The sequence below is a fragment of the Paenibacillus sp. SORGH_AS_0306 genome (genome assembly GCF_030819345.1).
GTDB lineage: Bacteria > Bacillota > Bacilli > Paenibacillales > Paenibacillaceae > Saccharibacillus > Saccharibacillus kyungheensis.
The window spans coordinates 1,328,829-1,350,115 of sequence record NZ_JAUTBP010000001.1 but is presented as its reverse complement, the minus strand read 5'-3'; the positions used below and the strand labels follow the sequence as shown (position 1 = coordinate 1,350,115).

Annotated in this window: 16 protein-coding genes; 1 reads left to right on the top strand and 15 read right to left on the bottom strand. The window is 40.2% G+C overall.

The features are described 5' to 3' along the window. Window positions 1-117: 117 nt before the first annotated feature. The 3 genes from ymfI to yfmF are packed head-to-tail and all read right to left on the bottom strand — an operon-like array spanning window position 118 to window position 3,460. A complete protein-coding gene (ymfI, locus tag QE450_RS06085; RefSeq protein WP_273616284.1) occupies window positions 118-846 on the bottom strand; it encodes an elongation factor P 5-aminopentanone reductase in 729 nt (242 codons plus the stop codon). 44 nt (window positions 847-890) lie between these two features. Beyond that, window positions 891-2,174, bottom strand: coding sequence for an EF-P 5-aminopentanol modification-associated protein YfmH (yfmH, locus tag QE450_RS06080; protein WP_273615818.1), 1,284 nt, complete (start codon window positions 2,172-2,174; stop codon window positions 891-893). Between the two features lie 2 nt (window positions 2,175-2,176). Continuing rightward, complete coding sequence (yfmF, locus tag QE450_RS06075) at window positions 2,177-3,460, bottom strand: EF-P 5-aminopentanol modification-associated protein YfmF (protein WP_273615817.1); 1,284 nt, start codon at window positions 3,458-3,460, stop codon at window positions 2,177-2,179. A 396-nt stretch (window positions 3,461-3,856) separates the two neighbouring features. Here yfmF and QE450_RS06070 point away from each other — a divergent pair, with 396 nt between their 5' ends. Beyond that, complete coding sequence (locus tag QE450_RS06070) at window positions 3,857-4,933, top strand: stalk domain-containing protein (RefSeq protein ID WP_204824522.1); 1,077 nt, start codon at window positions 3,857-3,859, stop codon at window positions 4,931-4,933. Window positions 4,934-5,089: 156 nt separating this feature from the next. Here the strand turns inward: QE450_RS06070 and QE450_RS06065 are convergent, their stop codons facing one another. From QE450_RS06065 to QE450_RS06010, 12 genes are all read right to left on the bottom strand, one after another. Beyond that, a complete protein-coding gene (locus QE450_RS06065) occupies window positions 5,090-7,891 on the bottom strand; it encodes an FtsK/SpoIIIE family DNA translocase (RefSeq protein WP_307297801.1) in 2,802 nt (933 codons plus the stop codon). 170 nt (window positions 7,892-8,061) lie between these two features. Further along, entirely contained in the window at window positions 8,062-9,741 is a 1,680-nt protein-coding gene (locus QE450_RS06060) for a ribonuclease J (RefSeq protein WP_273615815.1), read from the bottom strand. A gap of 491 nt (window positions 9,742-10,232) precedes the next feature. After that, on the bottom strand, window positions 10,233-11,111 hold the full coding sequence (gene dapA / locus QE450_RS06055; protein ID WP_307297798.1) for a 4-hydroxy-tetrahydrodipicolinate synthase: 879 nt from the start codon (window positions 11,109-11,111) through the stop codon (window positions 10,233-10,235). Between the two features lie 51 nt (window positions 11,112-11,162). Continuing rightward, window positions 11,163-12,401, bottom strand: coding sequence for an aspartate kinase (dapG, locus tag QE450_RS06050; RefSeq protein WP_273615813.1), 1,239 nt, complete (start codon window positions 12,399-12,401; stop codon window positions 11,163-11,165). Between the two features lie 18 nt (window positions 12,402-12,419). Further along, a complete protein-coding gene (locus QE450_RS06045; RefSeq protein WP_273615812.1) occupies window positions 12,420-13,466 on the bottom strand; it encodes an aspartate-semialdehyde dehydrogenase in 1,047 nt (348 codons plus the stop codon). Between the two features lie 204 nt (window positions 13,467-13,670). Further along, window positions 13,671-14,126, bottom strand: a complete 456-nt coding sequence (gene dut, locus QE450_RS06040) for a dUTP diphosphatase (RefSeq protein WP_373461953.1) — start codon at window positions 14,124-14,126, stop codon at window positions 13,671-13,673. After that, window positions 14,110-15,363, bottom strand: a complete 1,254-nt coding sequence (locus QE450_RS06035; RefSeq protein WP_274170296.1) for a M16 family metallopeptidase — start codon at window positions 15,361-15,363, stop codon at window positions 14,110-14,112. The genes dut and QE450_RS06035 overlap by 17 nt, the downstream gene beginning before the upstream one ends. 226 nt (window positions 15,364-15,589) lie before the next feature. After that, window positions 15,590-17,698, bottom strand: a complete 2,109-nt coding sequence (gene pnp / locus QE450_RS06030; protein ID WP_273615809.1) for a polyribonucleotide nucleotidyltransferase — start codon at window positions 17,696-17,698, stop codon at window positions 15,590-15,592. A 225-nt stretch (window positions 17,699-17,923) separates the two neighbouring features. Further along, window positions 17,924-18,193, bottom strand: coding sequence for a 30S ribosomal protein S15 (rpsO, locus tag QE450_RS06025; protein WP_273615808.1), 270 nt, complete (start codon window positions 18,191-18,193; stop codon window positions 17,924-17,926). Between the two features lie 163 nt (window positions 18,194-18,356). Continuing rightward, window positions 18,357-19,307, bottom strand: a complete 951-nt coding sequence (locus QE450_RS06020) for a bifunctional riboflavin kinase/FAD synthetase (protein ID WP_273615807.1) — start codon at window positions 19,305-19,307, stop codon at window positions 18,357-18,359. A gap of 33 nt (window positions 19,308-19,340) precedes the next feature. Further along, window positions 19,341-20,282 (bottom strand): tRNA pseudouridine(55) synthase TruB, encoded by a 942-nt coding sequence (gene truB, locus QE450_RS06015; protein ID WP_307297789.1) that lies wholly within the window; start codon window positions 20,280-20,282, stop codon window positions 19,341-19,343. Beyond that, a complete protein-coding gene (locus tag QE450_RS06010; protein WP_307297786.1) occupies window positions 20,279-21,256 on the bottom strand; it encodes a DHH family phosphoesterase in 978 nt (325 codons plus the stop codon). The genes truB and QE450_RS06010 overlap by 4 nt, the downstream gene beginning before the upstream one ends. Window positions 21,257-21,287 lie beyond the last annotated feature (31 nt).

Here is a 21,287-nt window from a genome sequence, read left to right as displayed (position 1 = left end):
AGTAACAACTTCGTAATCACTCAAACTACAAGATTATAGCATGATATGAATAGAAGCTTCTATACCTAAATATAGAAGCTCCTTCATCGTATAATATCTTATGGATCGATAGCAATATCAGGTCAAAAATCCACCGTTAGGACTCACGACTTGACCTGTCATATAACCTGATTCCGGCAAAGCCAAAAAGTAAACCATCGAAGCAATCTCATCTGGTTCAGCGATTCGTCCTGCTGGAATCTCTTCTTCTAGTGACTCAATCTCTGCAGGTTCCAGATGAGCAATCATTTCAGTCCGAACGACTCCGGGGGCGATAGCATTCACTGTCACACCTGAAGGGGCTAGTTCTTTGGCTAACGCTTTAGTAAAAGCATTGATACCACCTTTACTTGCCGAATACAATACTTCACAAGAAGCGCCTGTAATGCCCCAGATACTAGATACATTAATAATCCGCCCATAGCGTTGATTGATCATATGAGGCATAAAGACTTGAGTACAGAGAAATACACTTTTGAGATTTGTCGCTATAACATCGTCGAAATCTTGTTCTGTCATATCGGTAAGCATGCCATAATGAGCAATTCCTGCATTATTTACCAAAATATCAGGCAACATATCATGCTGTTCTAACTTATCACGCATTCGCTTAATCTGCTCCATACTGCGTAAGTCTGCGGCAATGGTCAACACTTTCACACCATATTCCAGACATATACGAGCAACATCATTTGCTTCTTCATGCGAACTGCGATAATGAACAGCTACATTGATTCCAGCCATAGCAAATCGCTTTGCTGTAGCAGCCCCTATTCCTTTACTTGCACCTGTAATCAGTACAGTCATTTGCGAAAAAGGCTTGCTACTTGCAGCTACAGATTGGGGCTGATTCACGGACTAACAACCACCGATACAGCCAGTTGATCCCAGTTCATATGTTCACGCAAGCGAGCATTCACATCTTCTACTGTAAGCGATTCATAGATTGGAAGAATATCGAAAAAGTCGCTATCACGGAAACGATTGCGTGTGAATTCATGAGCGATACTTTCAGGTGAATTCAGCATACGCAAGTATCCACCAATTTTTTTACGCAATGCACGATCAAATGCATCCTGGCTAAATCCTGTAGCAATCACTTTATTGATCTCTTCTTGCAGACGTTGTACAAGTAATTTAGGATCGCGGGTATCTCCACCCATCATCGAATAACCATACTCTGTTGTACTGCTATAATCACTACCGAAATCATCGGAAATTAATTCTTCATCATACAATGTCTGATACAACTGAGTACTGTTACCAAGTAACAAATCAAGCATCAGCTTGGTCGTTAATGTACGACGTTGCAATGCTTCACCAGTCAGACCATTTTTGACTTCTTTTAGACCTAATAGGCATTTAGGCTCTGATACAGGCAAACGAACTTCATGCCATGGTTCACCTACAGCTACCGGTTCTTCTTCAAAGAAACGACTGATCGAACCTTGTGGTTGATAATCTTTGGCTTGCTGATTAGCACGCACTTGCTCGATCACTGTCGCAGGATCTACTCCACCTACTACAAATAACATCATATTGGAAGGATGATAAAACGTGTTGTAACACTCATACAGTGTATCTTTTGTAATCGTACTGATCGATTCAATCGTACCTGCGATATCAATACGTAATGGATTTTTTTGATACATTGCTTCTAACAATCCATAATATACACGCCAGTCGGCATTATCTTGATACATTTGAATTTCTTGACCGATAATCCCTTTTTCTTTATCTACATTTTCTTTAGTAAAGTAAGGGTTTTGTACATAATTAAGCAATGTTTCTAAATTATCTTCAATCTGTTCAGTTGCAGAAAATAAATATACCGTCTGCTCAAAGCTAGTAAATGCGTTAGCCGAAGCACCTTTAACCGAAAATTTAGAAAATACATCGACACCATCAGGTTCTTCAAACATTTTATGCTCCAAAAAGTGAGCAATCCCATCCGGTACTTTAACTTCTTCTTGTCCTTCTACTTGGAAATGATTATCTACAGAGCCATATTTGGTAGCAAATGTAGCATATGTTTTTTGAAATCCTTCTTTGGGAAGCACATATACTTGTAATCCATTATCCATAGTTTCGAAATATAAAGTTTCTTGTAAACGATCATAGCGGATACTTTCCATAATTATGCCTCCTTCTGTTCTGTCGTAAGGAAATAAATCGTATCAAGCGTTAATACACTTGCAGCAGACTGGATCTGCTCTGGTGTAACCGATTCTACTTCAGACAACAATTGTTCTACAGGACGATCTTTATCTGCAAAACGACCATTAAAGTCATAACCGATCATTTGATACGCAGAATCACGAGACTCTAACAAATCGTTACGGATCATGGCTTTGGTCTGACTAATCTCTGATTCACTGATGTCTCCAGCTTGTAGATTAGCCAATTGTTCTTTGATAATATTTAATGCTTTATCAAAGTTCTGTATTTCAATTCCTGATTGGATCGTTGTAATGCCTTTATATGGATCAAAGCGTGAGCCTACATAGTAAGCCAAACTTTCTTTTTCACGTACATTGGTAAACAATTTAGAATGCGGGAAACCACCCAAAATACCATTTGCTACCCAAGCGGAAGCATAACGATTATCTCCGTACGTAATCGGTGTACGTAATCCCATATTTAGTTTACCTTGACTGATTTCCATTTTTTCAACAATATGTTTGACTTCTGCACCAGCAGAGCGTGGAATCGATATTTTGTAAGCATGTAGTGTATTTGTTTTGCGAGCAAATTGACTGCCTACAAGTTCTAACACTTCTTCAAGTGTAGTATCACCTACTACATACAGATCCATCGTGCTATTTTCAAGCCATTGTTGATAACGTTCATATACATTAGCACCATTAAGCCCATCCAGATCACTTAATTGTCCCAAAGCGTTTAAGCGATAAGGCTCATCTTTGCACATTTCTTGAATACAACGTTCAGCAGCATAACGAATTTTATCGTTTACTACAGACTCCAAGCGTTTACGAACATTTTCACGTTCTGCGGTTACATATTTTTCACGGAATGCATTATTTTCAAGTACAGGATTGGTTACGGCATCTCCTAGAAAAGAAATGCTTTGTTTTAACAGCGATTCATCGGCAGATACAAACGAATCATTGATCGTATCCATACGGAATTGCACCATCTGATAATCGCCTTTTTTGTATACATCAAATCCAAAGCCTGCACCATACATATTTTCTAAAGCTTCACGAAATTGTGTTGTTTCTGGATACTTGGCTGTTCCTCTACGCAAAATAAAAGGAATCAAAGCTGTAGGAGTAACTGTATCTTCTGCAAGGGGGGTTCCCATATAAAGTGAAACGGCAAATGTTTTGAATCGTGTAGTTGGCATTACATGTACACGTATCCCATTTACTTCACCGCGTTCGAATCCGGTATTATTCAACGTCAAAACTCCTTTATCAAGCCAATTTGGTAATACTCTAACTTTACTTATTTTATACTAATCGAAATACAAGAAGCAAACGAGATGGTAGGTATTTCGTTATACTGCAATATAAGACAAAGTATTCAAAAAAGGCGTTGGGTTTCTTTCCTACCTCTATTTGTGATAAAATTTAGTCTCTGATAGAGGAATATAGACGTTCTAATGTCGAATTTCTGGAAATCAGCATCTTTATAGCAACATATTTTATACACACTTCGTCATACTATACGAGGAATGGTCATGCTCAACCTACCGAGCAAAAACAAAAAGGATTACGAAGGGGTCATACTTTAGATTACGTATAGTAAAAAAGTATATCTCCAAATCTAGAAAAAAAGGAGCTCGACGAACAACATGAAACTAAGAAAAAAACCTGTGATTATTGCTACTGTGTCCGCTCTTGCTATTTCCGGCAGTATTTTTGTAAATAGCACTTATGCTTCGCAAGCGACCAAGCAACTGAAAGCGATGTACAACAATATTAAAGTCATTTACAACAACCAGGAAGTGACTGTAGATGCCAGCCAAGAACCATTCATGGTCAATGGTACTACATACATTCCACTTCGTATGATGGGTGATGTATTTGATAAAAAAGTAACTTGGGACAATACGAACAAAATTGTAAATGTTGCTGACAAAACAACTCAAGTACCGCAAACGACTGTAGATACATTGAATTCTCAAATTCAAAATCTACAATTGCAATTGAATACAGCAACAGCACAAAATACAACAAAAGATACAACGATTGCTCAATTGCAAGCTCAAATCACAAGCTTAAATACTCAAATTACAGATTTGAAAAACAATAACACTAGCTCAAATTCAAACAGCACTACTTTGAACAAATTACAAACAACGCTTAACAATTCTTATGCTGATTACAAAGGTACAAGTGCTAATATTGAATTAACAGGTAATTCAGACAAATTGAAAGTGAATATCAAAGTCACTGAAAGTGTATGGAATGATCTGTCTACTTCTAACCGTAGAACATTGTTACAAAATATCGTAGACGCTATTCATGATAACAGCACTTATGATGATGCTACAGTAACAGGAACTGTAGTTAACAAAAACTCTGTTAAATTGCTAACATTCTCAACAAATAGCAGTAACAGTATCATCATCGGTTCAAATGTTGATTTGAGTACAGTTCAAACGACTTTGAATAACGACTTCGGTACGTACAAAGGTGTTAAATTATCGATTGAATTGTCTAACGATAATGATGAAGAAATCGTATTCCGTATCTATGCGAACAAAGGCGATTGGAATTCTTTAACTTCATACCAAACCAATACTTTGTTCAATAGTGTTGCTGAAGAAATTGACAGCGCCTATAGCAATATGAACAAAAAGATTTATGGATTTGTATATGATAGCTCTAACAAAACAAGTATTTTAGATCGTTATAACGGTTCATAAGATTCCGTTCGTTGAGCATTGAATACTCATAACAAAAAGAAGCGCTACTCGCTAATACATAGGAGTGGCGCTTCTTTTTGTTATAGTCTAGTCTATACCGAAAGCATCTACTTTAGACAGATAGATTGGATCTTCTACCGTCTATTTTAAAGCATATTATGAATTACTGGCTAACTTCTGCTGATATTGTTCAACAGTAATCAACACTTCACGAGGCTTACTGCCTTCATAAGGCCCCACAATACCATGAGCTTCCAGCGAATCAATCAGACGTGCAGCACGAGTATATCCAACTCTCATTCGGCGTTGTAATAGCGATACAGAAGCTTGCTTCCCTTCTACTACAATCTGCACAGCTTGATCATACAATTCATCCAACTGTTCATCTATATTGTTAACTGTATCATCAATCTCTGGCACAAGGTCTTCTACATATTGTGCATCACCTTGACCACGACAATAAGATACAATCGCTTCAACTTCTTCGTCAGACATAAATGCTCCCTGTACACGAGTAGGCTTAGAAGAACCTACAGGCATAAATAGCATATCTCCGCGCCCTAACAATTTCTCGGCTCCGCCCATATCCAAAATAGTACGTGAATCAATTTGTGAAGATACACCAAAGGCAATACGCGAAGGAATATTCGCTTTGATCACGCCGGTAATAACATCAACTGAAGGACGCTGAGTAGCAATAATCAAATGAATCCCTGCTGCACGCGCCATCTGTGCTAGACGTGCAATCGCATCTTCTACATCGCCCGCAGCTACCATCATGAGATCGGCTAACTCATCGACAATAACAACAATGTACGGTAAAACCGCTGCTGGATTATCTTTCATCAGGTTGTTATAACCTTCCATATTACGTGTACCTGATTTGGAAAATAGCTCATACCGTTTTTCCATTTCGACAACGATCTTTTTGAGTGCTAATGATGCACGCTTAGGATCGGTTACTACAGGTGCTAACAAATGTGGAATACCGTTATAAATATTCAACTCTACCATTTTGGGATCGACCATTAAGAATTTTACTTCATCAGGCTTAGCTTTGTATAAAATACTTGTAATAATCCCGTTAATACATACCGATTTACCCGAACCTGTAGCTCCTGCTACAAGTAAATGGGGCATTTTGGCTAAGTTACCTACAATCGTCTGCCCTGCGATATCCCGTCCAAAAGCAATCGACAATTTAGCTTCGGATTCTTTGAAAATAGATGTTTCCATTACTTCACGCATCGTGACCATAGCAACTTCGTTGTTCGGTACTTCTATACCGACTGCCGCTTTACCCGGAATCGGAGCTTCCATCCGTATATCTTTGGCAGCTAGTGCCAGTGCAATATCATCGGTTAAGCCTACGATACGACTTACTTTTACACCTACATCGGGTTGTAGCTCATAACGAGTTACCGCTGGTCCGCGAACAACTTCAACTACTTTCGCCCGTACTCCAAAACTTTCAAGTGTAGTCTCTAGCTTACGTGCAATCACCATATAATCATTCTGATCATTAGCAGTACTAATATTCTTCGGTTTGGCTAATAATGCAAACGAAGGCAATTTGTAAGGCTTAGGCTGTGGCACAGGAGGTGGTATAAGGGTTCCACCTTCTACTACAGAACCACTATTGGAATGTGGATGTCCTTCTCCAGCTTGATTATTTTCAGACGACATAGATTCTTCATCTGTATGGGTGATATCTTCTTCAACTACCTGTAATGGTGTTCCATTGGTGTCATTTGAATCAGTCTGAAGAATAGCTGTTAAAGCTTCTGCTTCTATATCTGTTGTTGAAGCATCAGTGCCTATATTCTCACTATGTGTGTCCTCTTCATTACGTTCTCCACGTTCATACTGCATTTGTGCAAAAAAATCACGAATAATAGGTGGTTTCTCATCTACCTGTCCTTCTGCATCTGCATTATCCCAGAGATCACTTTCAGGCGTAGTAGCTATCGCAGGTGAAGATAAGATATCTGCTTGTTGAGTAAGCTCTGCTTTTGAAGACACACGACTTTTGGATCTTGTTGGCATAGCAGTAACAACAGATGCTGGTGTAAGTTCTTCTTCTTCAAATTGAGCATCTATCGCTGCATATGGATTTTCCTCATCTTGTTCTGCTTGACGATTCCGTTTACGACTCCACGGAAATAGACCTGATGCAGAACGTTTGGAATCTTGTTCCTGTTCTTCTAGTTCGTCTTCATATGCTTCCATCTCGGCGGCTTCCGCTGCTTGCAGTTCACGTTCTTCTTGACGTTCAGCTTTGGCAATCTGCATCAATTCCAGCTTTTCTTGACCCCATGCCGATAATTGTTTTACATAACCACGTATACGCTGTACTAGATCAGCAACGGATAATTGAGTAATTAACATCAGACTGATAATCACCATAACTGTAGCGATTAATTTGGTTCCGATCACACCGAATAACATCATAAACAACCACATTTGCACAGCACCAATATAACCACCTGCCGCTTGTCTTGCTGGCAAAGAAGTTAATTGTTCAACCGGTACATATGTCAAAATACTGATTAATGTCGCCGCGCAAGTTAATAAAACCAAGCCTGATAATCTACCATTCCATCCTCGTGGCCATTTGCGCCGAAGCATAATAGCCAGCCCTATGTAAATGCCAACCAAAGGCAACACAAAATAGACCTTGCCTAGTATAAAAGCAGTTATGTAATGCAAAAATTCGCCTACTGCCGCTTGTCTGGATAAAGCAATCACAGAAAATGTGATTAAAATAATACCATAGACTTCATATTTTAACGTTGCCCAAGCCGAAGCTTTTACTTTGGTATTTCGCTTACGGGCAACCGGTTTGCGCTTTGTTGTCGTTGTTGTTTTCCGAGTCGCAGACGATGATTTGGACACCACTTTTTTTCGTGGTGAACTTTGTGCTGACTTGGACTTCTGGGTTGTTGTTGGCTTCGCCATTTGTCACCACCTCCGATGCACTATTATATCATATACCAAGCAAATGAAGTCTATTTGACTTCTAAAAAAAACGCAAAACCCCCGTTCATCACATGGGACCGTCCAATATACCATGTGATGAACGGGGGCGACTGGTTGCCTCTTACCCGTTTATTCTATATTTCATGAACTCAGACTTCCATAATGATCGGAAGGATCATTGGTCTACGGCGCGTTTGCTCATATAAGAAACGACCAAGAGAGTCTTTAACACTTGTTTTCAATGATGCCCACTCGTTCACACGTTCGCTCATTAAGCGTTGCAATGTGCTTGTTACGATGCGGTTCGCTTCATCAAGTAATCCTTCAGATTCACGAACATATACGAATCCACGAGAGATAATATCTGGTCCAGATACGATCTGTCCATCTTGTTTGCTCAGGGTAACGACAACAACAAGGATACCATCTTGTGACAATAGTTTACGATCACGAAGAACGATATTACCTACATCACCTACGCCTAATCCATCGATCAACACGTTACCAGAAGTGACTTTACCGGCTTTGCGTGCTACTCCACCTTGAATCTCAACTGTATCACCGATATCAATCATAAAGATATCTTCTGGAGCGATACCCACTGCTTCACCTAGTAAAGCATGTTTGCGTTGCATACGGTGTTCACCATGAATTGGGATAAAGAATTTCGGTTTCATCAAGTTAAGCATTAATTTAAGCTCTTCTTGTGATCCGTGTCCAGATACATGGACGCCTGAGTTAGAACCACTATAGATAACGTTTGCACCTAAGCGGAACAATTCATCAATCGTACGTCCAATATATTTTTCATTACCCGGTACAGGTGTAGCTGCAATAATAACAGTATCTCCCGGTAAAATATCGACTTTGCGGTGTGTCGAACGGGCCATACGTGTAAGTGCTGACATCGGTTCGCCTTGGCTTCCTGTAGACAGGATAACGACGCGATCTGCTGCCATTTTGTTTACTTCTTCCGGCTCAATAATCATGCCGTCTGGAATATCAAGATATCCAAGATCAGAAGCAATACCTACTACATTTACCATACTTCTACCGATTACAGTGATCTTACGACCTGTTGCAGCAGCAGCGTTAACTACTTGCTGAATACGGTGAACGTTAGATGCAAATGTAGCTACAACTACACGTTGTGTTGCTTTGCGGAAAATATCTTCCAACACAATACCTACATTGCGTTCTGAAGGTGTAAAGCCTGGTTTTTCTGCATTTGTACTATCAGATAGTAGTGCAAGAACACCTTTACTACCAATTTCAGCCATACGTTGCAAGTTAGCGAACTCACCATTTACAGGCGTATGATCAAATTTAAAGTCACCTGTGTGTACAACGTTACCTTCTGGAGTAGCTACACATACACCTACAGAATCAGGAATACTGTGGTTCGTACGGAAGAATGTAGCAGTGAGGGTGTTACCTAATTTAAGTTCAGAGTCTTCGTTGATAAGGATACGTTTCGTTTCGCCAAGCAAATTAGCTTCTTTCAGCTTGTTCTCCACTAATCCAATCGTTAATTTGGTACCGTATACAGGTACATTTAAATGTTTCAATACGTATGGTAGACCACCAATATGATCTTCATGACCATGCGTTAAAATGATAGCGCGCACTTTGTCACGATTTTCAGTAAGGTAAGAAATATCAGGGATAACGATATCGATCCCTAGCATATCCTCCTCTGGGAATTTAAGACCTGAATCAATCACGACAATGTCATTACCATATTGAATGACGTACATATTTTTACCAATTTCACCGACGCCGCCCAAAGCAAAGATCGTCAGTTTTTCGTTATTCGTTTTTTTCGACAATGTTATCTAGACCTCCTATAAGTATTGGACGTTATTACTAAATATTTTTAAACAAAATTTAATGTGTACATACAATTAATTACAAAACCTTCAATAAAGGTGGGTTCCCTTTTCAAAACGGATATCTATCAAACCGTTTCGATTCCGCAAGGAATCAGCACCCGAAAGCTTTATCGGTTCGTTGACCGTCTGCTGAGTTACACGAATACTTTGCCTGACAAAGGATTCATTCAGCAAACCTCTATTTCTTTATACCGCACCCAGTCACTTGAGATTATTATACATGATTAAAAAACAAAAACACAAGTCATGTTTACTTGAGTCTACTAAAGCCTTTATAATCTGCACGATTTCATACAAATTTTATGTAACGATTCGCTATATTTTGCTAACTACTTGCTATGTATTTATAAGAAATAGTTCTATGTTCATAAAAAAAGCTGCTCCAAAATGAGAGCAGCTTGTCTATTTATTCTATACTCATGATTTACTTATACAAACAATTGATCAATAAATTGTTGTTCTTGCTCTGTAGGCGGCAATAATGGCAATCTTACGTTACCATTACCAAAACCGCGTTTGGATAATTCATATTTAACCGCAGATGGATTAGGAAGCGGCTCAGGGCTCTCAAATAGCCCTTTGAAAATAGGGAACAGCTTTTGGTTAAGCTTCGCTGCTTCTACAGGACGACCGGCAAGATATGCTTCGATCATATCGGTCATTTCTGTTCCTACCACATGACTAGCTACACTAATAATACCATGAGCACCTACTGCAAGTGCTGGCAATCCTGAAGAGTCATCACCTGAATAGACGAGAAATCCTTCTGGTGCATGAGCCACAATCTGTGTCACTTGTTCAAGTGATGCACATTCTTTGGTTCCTACAATATTAGGGATCTCTGCTAACTTGAGTGTCGTGGCTACAGACATACTGGTGATCGTACGTCCAGGTACATTATACATAATAACAGGCAAGTCTGTTGCTTCTGCAATTACTTTAAAATGTGCATATATTCCAGCCTGATTAGGTTTATTGTAATAAGGAACAACAATCAGTACACCATCTATGCCTAATTTGGATGCTTCACGCGTCAAATGAATCGAATGACGTGTCTCGTTGCTTCCTGTGCCAGCAATAATTTTACATCGTCCTGCTGCATGTTTAACTGCAAATTCAAACATTTGTAATTTTTCTTCATCGCTTAGTGTAGGCGATTCACCAGTTGTACCGCATACGACTAACGATTCTGATTTTTGCTCATCAATTAAATAATCGATTAATCTTGCTGTAGCATCCCAATCAATCTCATCTTGTTCATTAAAAGGGGTAATCATCGCTGTCATTAATCTTCCAAAGTCTACCACTCTATTTCCTCCTTCAAATACGGAGCTATCCGATGACCTGTATTCAGCACATTATAGATGCAATTGGAATTGAGAATGCAGAGCACGTACCGCTTGCACCATATCTTCTTTTTTCACAAGCACCCATATCGTTGTATTCGAATCAGCAGATTGCAATATAGGAATGTTTTGCCCTGTCAGTGCAGCTACGATACGAGCCATAATTCCAGGCACTCCATTAATTCCGCCACCGATCACAGAAACTTTAGCGCAACCTGATAATCCTGTTGGTTGCAGACCCATTCCTTCCAATACTGCAAGCGCACGTTCTGCTTCGCTATCAAATACGGTATACACCGCTCCAAATGGCGTTACATTGATAAAATCGACACTGATACTATTTTCAGCCATCGCTTGGAACACTTTCAATTGAAGATGTTCTACCCCTTCTTGTTGGCCTACCGTAATCTGTGTAACGTTATTCACATAAGCGATACCTGTTACCAGACGATCGACGACACCTGTAGGTGTATCTGCAAAACGCTCCGATTGAGTGACAAGGGTTCCTTCGGTATCTCCAAAGGTAGAACGAACACGTACAGGTACTTGAGCTTGCATCGCAATTTCTACTGCACGCGGATGAATCACTTTTGCACCTTGATGTGCCATATTACAGATCTCATTATAGCTTACATAGGCAAGTGGCTTAGCATCTTCTACAATACGCGGATCAGCTGTTAAGATACCATTTACATCGGTATAAATATCAACCATATCGGCATGTAGTGCTGCTCCAAGCGCTGTGGCTGAAGTATCACTTCCGCCGCGTCCAAGTGTTGTTAGATCACCTGCTTCGCTTTGCCCTTGAAAACCGGTAACGATCACTACTTTGCCACTCTCTAATTCGCGTATCACGCGATCTGGACGGACAGCAAGAATACGGGCATTACCAAAATTATCATCTGTAATAAATCCAGCCTGTGCTCCTGTTAAAACGATCGAAGCAATTCCTTCGCTATTCAAAATACCACTTAACGTCACTGCCGAAATCATTTCTCCGCAGCCCATTAACAAATCACGTTCACGTGGAGAAGGAATACTGCCATTCAGTACAGTGCTCTCAAGTAATGTATCTGTAGCATAAGGATCTCCGCTACGTCCCATGGCTGAAACAACGATAACGAGCTTGACTTGCTCGGCAAGCTCGCGTTTGATATGACGAAGTACATGAACTCTCGCTTCAGGTGTAGATAGCGAAGTTCCTCCAAATTTTTGCACTAAAATATTTTGCTTTTCTACCACAGTAGACATAATAACTATGCGCCTCCGTTAGCTAATTGCTGGTGTTTTTGCTGCAATAATCTCGGCAATTTGCACGGCGTTCCAAGCTGCACCTTTAAGCAAGTTGTCAGATACAATCCACATATTCAAGCCACGTTCATGACCTAGATCACGACGTAAACGTCCTACAAATACATCATTTTTACCTGCTGCGTCTGTAGCTAGCGGGTAAGCTTGATTAGCCGGATCGTCTACTAAAGTGATACCTGGTGCATTTTGCAATAAAGCTTTCACTTCATCTAGATCATAATCCTGTTTTAATTCGACATAGACAGATTCAGAGTGACCATAGACAACAGGAATACGTACACATGTTGTTGTAACATGGATCGACTCATCTTCCATAATTTTTTTGGTCTCATTGACCATTTTCATTTCTTCCAGTGTATATCCGTTGTCCTGAAATTTATCGATTTGCGGGATCGCATTGAAAGCGATTTGGTGTTTGACCGGTAATGAGCCTACTGGCAAAATATCCGGATTCACTTCTTCGCCTTCAAGCACCGATTTGCTTTGACGTTTTAACTCATCAATCGCCTGATTCCCTGCTCCAGATACCGCTTGATACGTAGAAGCAATAATACGATCAATACCATAACGATCATAAAGAGGTTTCAGAGCTGCAACCATCTGGATCGTAGAACAGTTCGGGTTCGCAATAATACCGTTATGATCTGCTATACGGTCGCTATTGACCTCAGGAACGACAAGAGGGGTATTAGGGTCCATACGGAATGCATTTGTATTATCGATGCATACAGCGCCATGTCTGACGGCGTGAGGAGCGAGTGCCTTACTGATATCTCCTCCTGCGCTAAATAAAGCGATATGTACACCTTCAAAACTATCCGGTGTCGCTTCCTCTACTGTAACTTCCTGCCCTTTAAAGATTACCTTTTTCCCAGCGGAACGTGCAGAAGATAATAACTTCAATGTGTTCACCGGAAAATCTCGTTCTTCAAGCAATCTTACGATTTGTTGACCCACTGCTCCTGTCGCTCCTACGACAGCCACATTAAACGATTGATTAGACATCTGGCATATCTCTCCCCTTCGATTTCAAAAAGTCCATTTACATCTGAATGTAAACGTAAACGGCAGTCGCAAAGACTACCGTCAACTTTTAGCCAGTTTGCACTGGATTATAATTTCAGTGTTCTGCAATAATTGTAGAAATAATATCATTCCCTGTTATATCTTTCAACTGTTTTCGCAAAAACATTTTAATCATGTAAAGCTTTACTTCGTTCCTGTATGTCCAAAACCACCAGCACCACGTACCGTTTCTGATAATTGTTGTACTTCAATCAGATCTACCTCAGGTACAATTTGGAATACCATTTGCGCAATTCGTTCACCACGAGCGATAGCAAACGGTTCTTCTCCTAGATTGATCAATAACACTTTGATCTCTCCGCGATAATCCGCATCAATCGTACCCGGTGTATTTAGACAAGTGATTCCATGCTTATACGCAAGTCCACTGCGCGGACGAATCTGTGCTTCCAGTCCAGCAGGCATTGCTAATGCTAATCCTGTAGGTACTAATGCTCTTTTGCCTGGTTCTAACACCATGGGCTCGGTCACGGCAGCATACAGATCAAATCCAGAAGCAAGTTCAGACATTTTACGAGGTAATTCTAATCCTTCACTTCCGGGTAAAGCCATAATTTCAACATTAATAGACAAGTTCATCTCTCCTAACATGAGCAAGACTTCGTTCAGAATGACCTACCATTGCAAGCGCATAAGGCTCTGCAAACATATCATCAATCACTGAGCGAATATCTTCCATCGTTACTTCTTCAATATATTGCAATGTCTGATCGACAGTATTGTGTTTTCCAAGCATGATTTCGTTTTTACCCAAACGATTCATAATACTGCTTGTACTTTCTAGACTTAGCACCAGACTTCCTTTCAATTGTTGCTTTCCTTGATATAATTCTTGTTCAGTAATGCCATTGACTTTGACATCATGTAAAAGTGCATGTGTCAATTCAAAAACATCTTTGGTCTGCTTCGGTGCTGTTCCTGCGTAGATCGTAAACAGTCCGCTATCTGCATGAGCCGTATAATAAGAATAGACAGAATACGCCAATCCTCTTTTTTCACGAATCTCCTGGAAAAGACGGGAACTCATTCCACCACCCAGTGTATTATTCAGAAGAACCATAGCATAATACCGTGGATCATCTATTTTACCACCCGGGAAGTTCATACAGATATGATTTTGTTCTGTTTTTTTCTTATGAAAAATCTGTCCACCTGCAAAAGAAGGTATACTTAACTCTTGCTTGGTTCCATGATTATCAAAATCACCAAAATGTTTCTCCAGCAAAGGAATAACACTGTCGTCTATATTCCCCGCCACACTGATGACTGTATTTTCTATCGTATAATGTTCTTTCATGTATGCTCTAAGCTCGTCACTACCCATAGGATGAAGTCGCTCTTCGGTTCCCAAAATAGGATAAGCTAGTGGATGATCGCCATACGAAGACATCGTGACTAGATCGTGTACCAGATCATCTGGATCATCTTCATACATCGAGATTTCTTCCAAAATGACATTCTTTTCTTTTTTCAATTCTTCTGGATCCAGCAAAGAGTGGAAAAACATATCTGATAAAATATCAACTGCTATCGATAAATGCTCATCTAACACTTTTGCATAAAAACATGTATATTCTTTGGCGGTAAAAGCATTCACATCGCCACCGATACCATCAAATACTTCAGCTATCTTTTGCGCATCAAAGCGCTTTGTTCCTTTAAATAACATATGCTCGATAAAATGTGAAATTCCATTGGTCACTAAATCTTCATAACGTGAACCTGTTTTGATCCAGATTCCAATTGTGACAGAACGGAAGGTCGGCATTTTTTCCATAACTATTCGTAGACCATTGTGTAGTTGAACTCGTTCCATGCGAGGGCCTCCCATTCGATAAATGCATACCTATCCTACCAGACTTTTAAAAACGGCTCAAGGCTTCGCTTTCTTCACCTTGTCTAATCAGTCCATGTACTTCTCGCTATTTTTTCGCAATAGCGAAAATAAAATGCTACAAAAAAAGAGTCAGAATAAAATCTTCTGGCTCTTTGAATTGTTTTACTTTATTTAATCATTGCTACGTAAATAGCCATAGATGATCTTACGATTGTGTTTTCGCTGTTCCTTCAGCAACAAGTACAGCTTTGCGAGAAAGATTTACGCGACCTTGATTATCAATTTCTGTAACTTTAACAGTAATCGAATCACCGATAGCAATAACATCTTCTACGTTAGCTACACGCTCTGTAGATAGTTGAGAAATGTGTACCAGTCCATCTTTACCTGGAATAATTTCTACAAATGCGCCAAACTTCTCAATACGTTTTACTTTACCTAGATACGTTTCGCCAACTTTCACTTCACGTACCAAGTTTTCGATCATCGTTTGAGCTTGTTTGATCATTGCTTCATCCGAAGAACCGATAAACACGCGACCATCTTGCTCGATATCAATTTTTACGCCAGTCTCATCAATAATTTTGTTGATGATTTTACCACCCGGTCCGATAACATCGCGGATTTTGTCTGGATTGATATTGATAATCATGATTTTCGGAGCATAAGCAGAAAGGCTTGTTCTTGGCGTTTGAATGATTTCCATCATTTTGCTAAGAATAAATAAACGTCCTTCGCGTGCTTGGGATAATGCATCAGATAAAATTTGACGACTGATTCCGTCAATTTTGATATCCATTTGAATCGCAGTTACGCCTTCAGCAGTACCTGCCACTTTAAAGTCCATATCTCCCAAATGATCTTCCATACCTTGAATATCACTTAGAATCGATACATGCTCTTGATCTTTGATTAGACCCATTGCAATCCCTGCTACAGGTGCTTTGATTGGTACACCAGCATCCATCATCGCAAGTGTACTTGCACAAATACTTGCCTGTGATGTAGAACCATTAGATTCCAATACTTCAGATACAAGACGAATTGTATAAGGGAATTCTTTTTCAGAAGGAATAACTTTCATTAGTGCACGTTCGCCTAGAGCACCGTGACCGATTTCACGACGACCTGGTGGACGAAGTGGACGAGCTTCCCCTACGCTAAATGGAGGGAAATTATAATGATGCATAAAGCGTTTAGAAGATTCTGGTGCGATACCATCTAAAATTTGTCCGTCTCCAAGAGCACCCAATGTACAAATACTCAACGCTTGAGTTTGTCCACGAGTAAACAATCCTGAACCGTGTGTTCTTGGTAACAAGTCTACATCACATTCGATTGCGCGAATTTCAGCCAGACTACGACCATCTGGACGTACTTTTTCGTGAGTGATTAGACGACGTACTTCTTCTTTCACGATATCATGTAAAATTTCTTTTACGTCTTTCATGAGGTCAGGAGTCTCTATGTACTTCTCCTCAAAAAAGGCTACAGCTTCATCGTTAATCTCATCGATAGCATCTTGACGAGCTTGTTTTTCAGCTACACGTACAGCGTCAACCAAACGAGCTTGAGCATATTCACGAACTGCTGTATTTACATCGCTATCTACCGTATGAAGTTTAACTTCCATTTTCGGTTTGCCTGCTTTGCTTACTAGCTCTTCGATCGCTGCTACGATATGTTGAATTTCATCATGACCGAACATGATTGCTTCTAGCATAACGTCTTCTGGCATTTCGTTAGCTTCTGCTTCAACCATCATGATCGCTTCTCTTGTTCCTGCAACCACAAGATAAAGGTCACTCACTTCTTGTTGTGCAACTGTTGGGTTCACAATAAATTGTCCATCGATGCGTCCAACTGCTACGCTACCTACAGGACCATTGAAAGGAACATCTGAAATACTTAATGCTGCTGAAGTACCGATCATTGCCGCAATTTGAGGCTCGCAATCTTGCTCTACACTCATTACAAGGTTAGCAATTTGAACATCATTACGGAAACCTTCAGGGAATAACGGACGAATAGGACGGTCTGTCAAACGGCTTGCCAAGATTGCTTTCTCACTTGGACGACCTTCACGTTTGATAAATCCGCCTGGAATTTTACCTACTGCATATAATTTTTCTTCGTAGTTTACGGTAAGTGGGAAAAAGTCTAAGTCTTTAGGACCTGATGATGCCGTTACTGTACATAGTACTGCTGTATCACCGTAACGTACCATAACTGCTGCATTCGCTTGTTTTGCTAAACGACCTGTTTCAAATGTCAGCGTTCTTCCTCCGAGCTGCATTTCAACTCGCTGTTCCATGAAATTCCTCCTTTTTTAAGTCCATTATTTGTATTCTATAAAAAGGTGATGATTCCCTGCTTCAAGGAAATCTCACCGCTAGACTCTAAATCACTATTATCATTTCAATATTTATAAGAATAGTCAAATTACCTCTACTTACAAAAAGCAACCCGGCCGTCACCGTCGGCTCCGAAAAGACCATACGGCTGAACAACCAGGCTGCTTTGGACATACTGTTTAATTTTAGCGACGAAGACCTAATTTTTCGATCAATGCACTATAACGTTTAACGTCAGTCTTTTTGATGTAAGCCAAAAGCTTACGACGTTGACCAACCATTTTCAACAATCCGCGACGGGAATGATGATCCTTCTTGTGAGCGCGAAAATGCGTTTGCAGGTTCACGATGTTCTCAGTAAGGATAGCGACTTGCACCTCAACAGATCCTGTATCGGATTCGTGAGTTCTGTGCTCTTCGATCAATTGGTGCTTGCGTTCTTGTGTTAATGCCATCCTATTCACCTCCTAATAGTGTAATTCATAATAACCGTTAGCCTCGTTACCGACGGTGAGATCGTATAACCAAGCCAAGGTTTTGAAGACTGTCATTTATTAGAATGACAACGTTGATTAGTATAGCACAAACCAACATTAAATATCAACGGTATTCTTATGATTAATCTTCAAGGTTAGATAATAAGAAACGTGCACGATCTGCATCTTTGCGAATTTGAGTGACTAATTCTTCAATCCCGCTGAACTTCTGCTCGGGACGAATATAATCGATCAATTCTACCGCTAGTTGCTGACCATACAGATCACCTTGAAAATCAAGAATATGCGCTTCAAAGCTAGGTCTGGTCTCTCCTGTCTGGAAAGTAGGTTTGTACCCGATATTCATTACGCCTGCACGCCATGCTCCTTCAGCAAGAACACGCACAGCATATACACCGGAAGAAGGTACAACATAATTTCCATCCAGTTCTAGATTAGCTGTAGGGAAACCAATCGTCCGTCCACGCTTGTCGCCATCAATGACTTTTCCGCGAATTTGATAAGGACGACCCAATAGCTTATACGCGTGAGCAACATTGCCTTCACGCAATGCACTACGAATAGCTGAACTGCTTACTTTGTCTCCCTCTAACAAAAAGGCAGGAACTGTTTCTACAGATAATACATTTTCGCCAAATGTACGGAGTAGATCCGGATTCCCTTCCCCTTTATAACCAAAGTGGAAATCAAAGCCTACTACTACCGTATGCACTTGTAACGGACATAGCATTTGCTCATAAAATTGCAGCGGCGTTACCTGTGAAAAAGCATGATTGAATTCAGCAATGTATAACGTATCGACACCCATTGCACGCAACAGTTCTTCTTTCATTGCTAGCGGTGTAAGATAGCCTTCATAATCGCCTTTTCCCATAACTTCTTTAGGATGAGGATTGAAAGTCATCACTGAAGCAGGAACACCCAGTCGTCTAGCTAGACGAATCCCATGATCAATCACACTTGCATGTCCAAGATGCAATCCATCAAACTGTCCAATCACAAGTACTTGTGGTTTGGAAGCATGTTTCACTACATCTTCAGGCCATGGATAAGATAAATGTACTGTATTCATTACGATATCACCTGCAATTCCACAATGGATTCGTTACGGTAAAAATACTTTAACAGGTACAATTTCTTGTGCGGATTGTTCCAGACGAAAAATACCGATAAAAATTCCATCTGGTGCATACAATTTAAATACAGGCGAATCTGTTGTCTCATCAGTAGGTAGAAGTTGAGATTCGTCATGTGGCTTAATAGTATCAATACTGATACGTTTGCCCTGTAATGTATGCTTATATACCGAAGCGTCTACTGTATAAGAAGGTAGATTAGACATAGCTTGATCTGGCTGGATCAAATGTTGTTCTAATACGCCTTGTTCTACAGCTTCTGCAATTTGTTCAAAAGTTACACACTGATCGAGTGAAATACCAGCCGATTGTGTACGGATCAATTCAACCATCACCGAAGGTACGTGTAAAGCACGTCCAATATCTACACAAAGCGTACGAATATAAGTTCCTTTGGAACATAATGCTCGAAAAGAAACTTCAGGATGATCTCCTGCTTTGAAATCGATAATTTCTAATTCATAGATCGTTACTTCTCTTGCTTTGCGTTCAATCGTTTTGCCTTCTCGTGCTAATTCGTATAGACGTTTACCATCTACTTTGATAGCAGAGTACATAGGTGGTACTTGAGAGATCGTTCCAATCATTTGTCCGAGTACATGACGTACTTGCTCTTCCGAAACGTCTACAGAGTCAATCTGCTCCGTAATCGTACCGGTCATATCTTCGGTATCTGTAGCTATTCCTAATCGAAGTGTGGCTACATATTCTTTGGGCATTTCTTGCAAATATTCAACAATTCGCGTAGATCGTCCCAGACATAATGGTAATACACCTGTTACTGCTGGATCAAGTGTACCGGTATGCCCTATTCTTTTCATGCTTACAAGACGCCGAACTTTGGCAACTACATCGTGAGACGTAAAGCCCGCCGGTTTATGTACCGCAAGCACTCCATCAAATTCATTCATAATGACTCCTTCACCTGCTGGATCACCTGTGCTGTAACTTCTTCCAGAGTACCTTCCAAACGGCAGCCTGCAGCTTTGATATGACCTCCACCGCCAAAATGTTGAGCAACGGCTGCCACATTCACTTTACCTGCAGAACGGAGACTTGCTTTGACAGCATGATCATCAATCACTTTGAAAAAGATACCAACTTCGACGCCTTGAATATTGCGAGGATAGTTAACAATACCTTCTAAGTCTTCATTATCGGCTCCAGCTATAATCATATGTTCAGGTGTAACATGGACATGAGCAATTTTGCCATCTTCACTCAATTGTAATGTCGATAATGCCATCCCTAATACTTTTACTTGTGGTAAAGTCACTTCTTCTAACAACGTTTCTGCTAGATCAGGTCCATTTACACCAAGATCAAGTAATCGTGAAGCAATCTCCATCACTTTAGGAGAAGTACTAGAATAACGGAATCCACCTGTATCTGTTAACAGACCAGTATAAATAGCTTCTGCTACTTCTGTCGTCCATTTCACATCAAAACATTCAATCCAGTCATATAAAATTTCAGCAGTTGCGGCTGCATCTGCTTTGATCAGATTTACTTCGCCATAATTATCATTGGTTGGGTGATGATCAATATTTAAAATAGAGGCTGTATCGCTCATCCAATGGCTAACTAAACCGACACGTTTGAAATCTGCACAATCTACACAAATAACATGTTGATATTGACGTTCACTACCATCTGCTTGTTGATCAATAATCTGATCAGACAAAGTTAAATAGTGCATTCTTTTGGGAATCGGTCCTTCATTCACTAGTGTGAATTTTTTGCCTAGACAAGACAGAAGCCAGCCCACTGCTACAGTGGAACTGACTGCGTCTCCGTCCGGCTGAACATGCGAAACCACTAGAAAATCATCGTGCTCCTCAATAAATGCTTTCGCATTCAGAAGCCCCTGTTCATAGGTCTGCATCGCCGTCTCCTTTAAAGATCAAGCTATATGG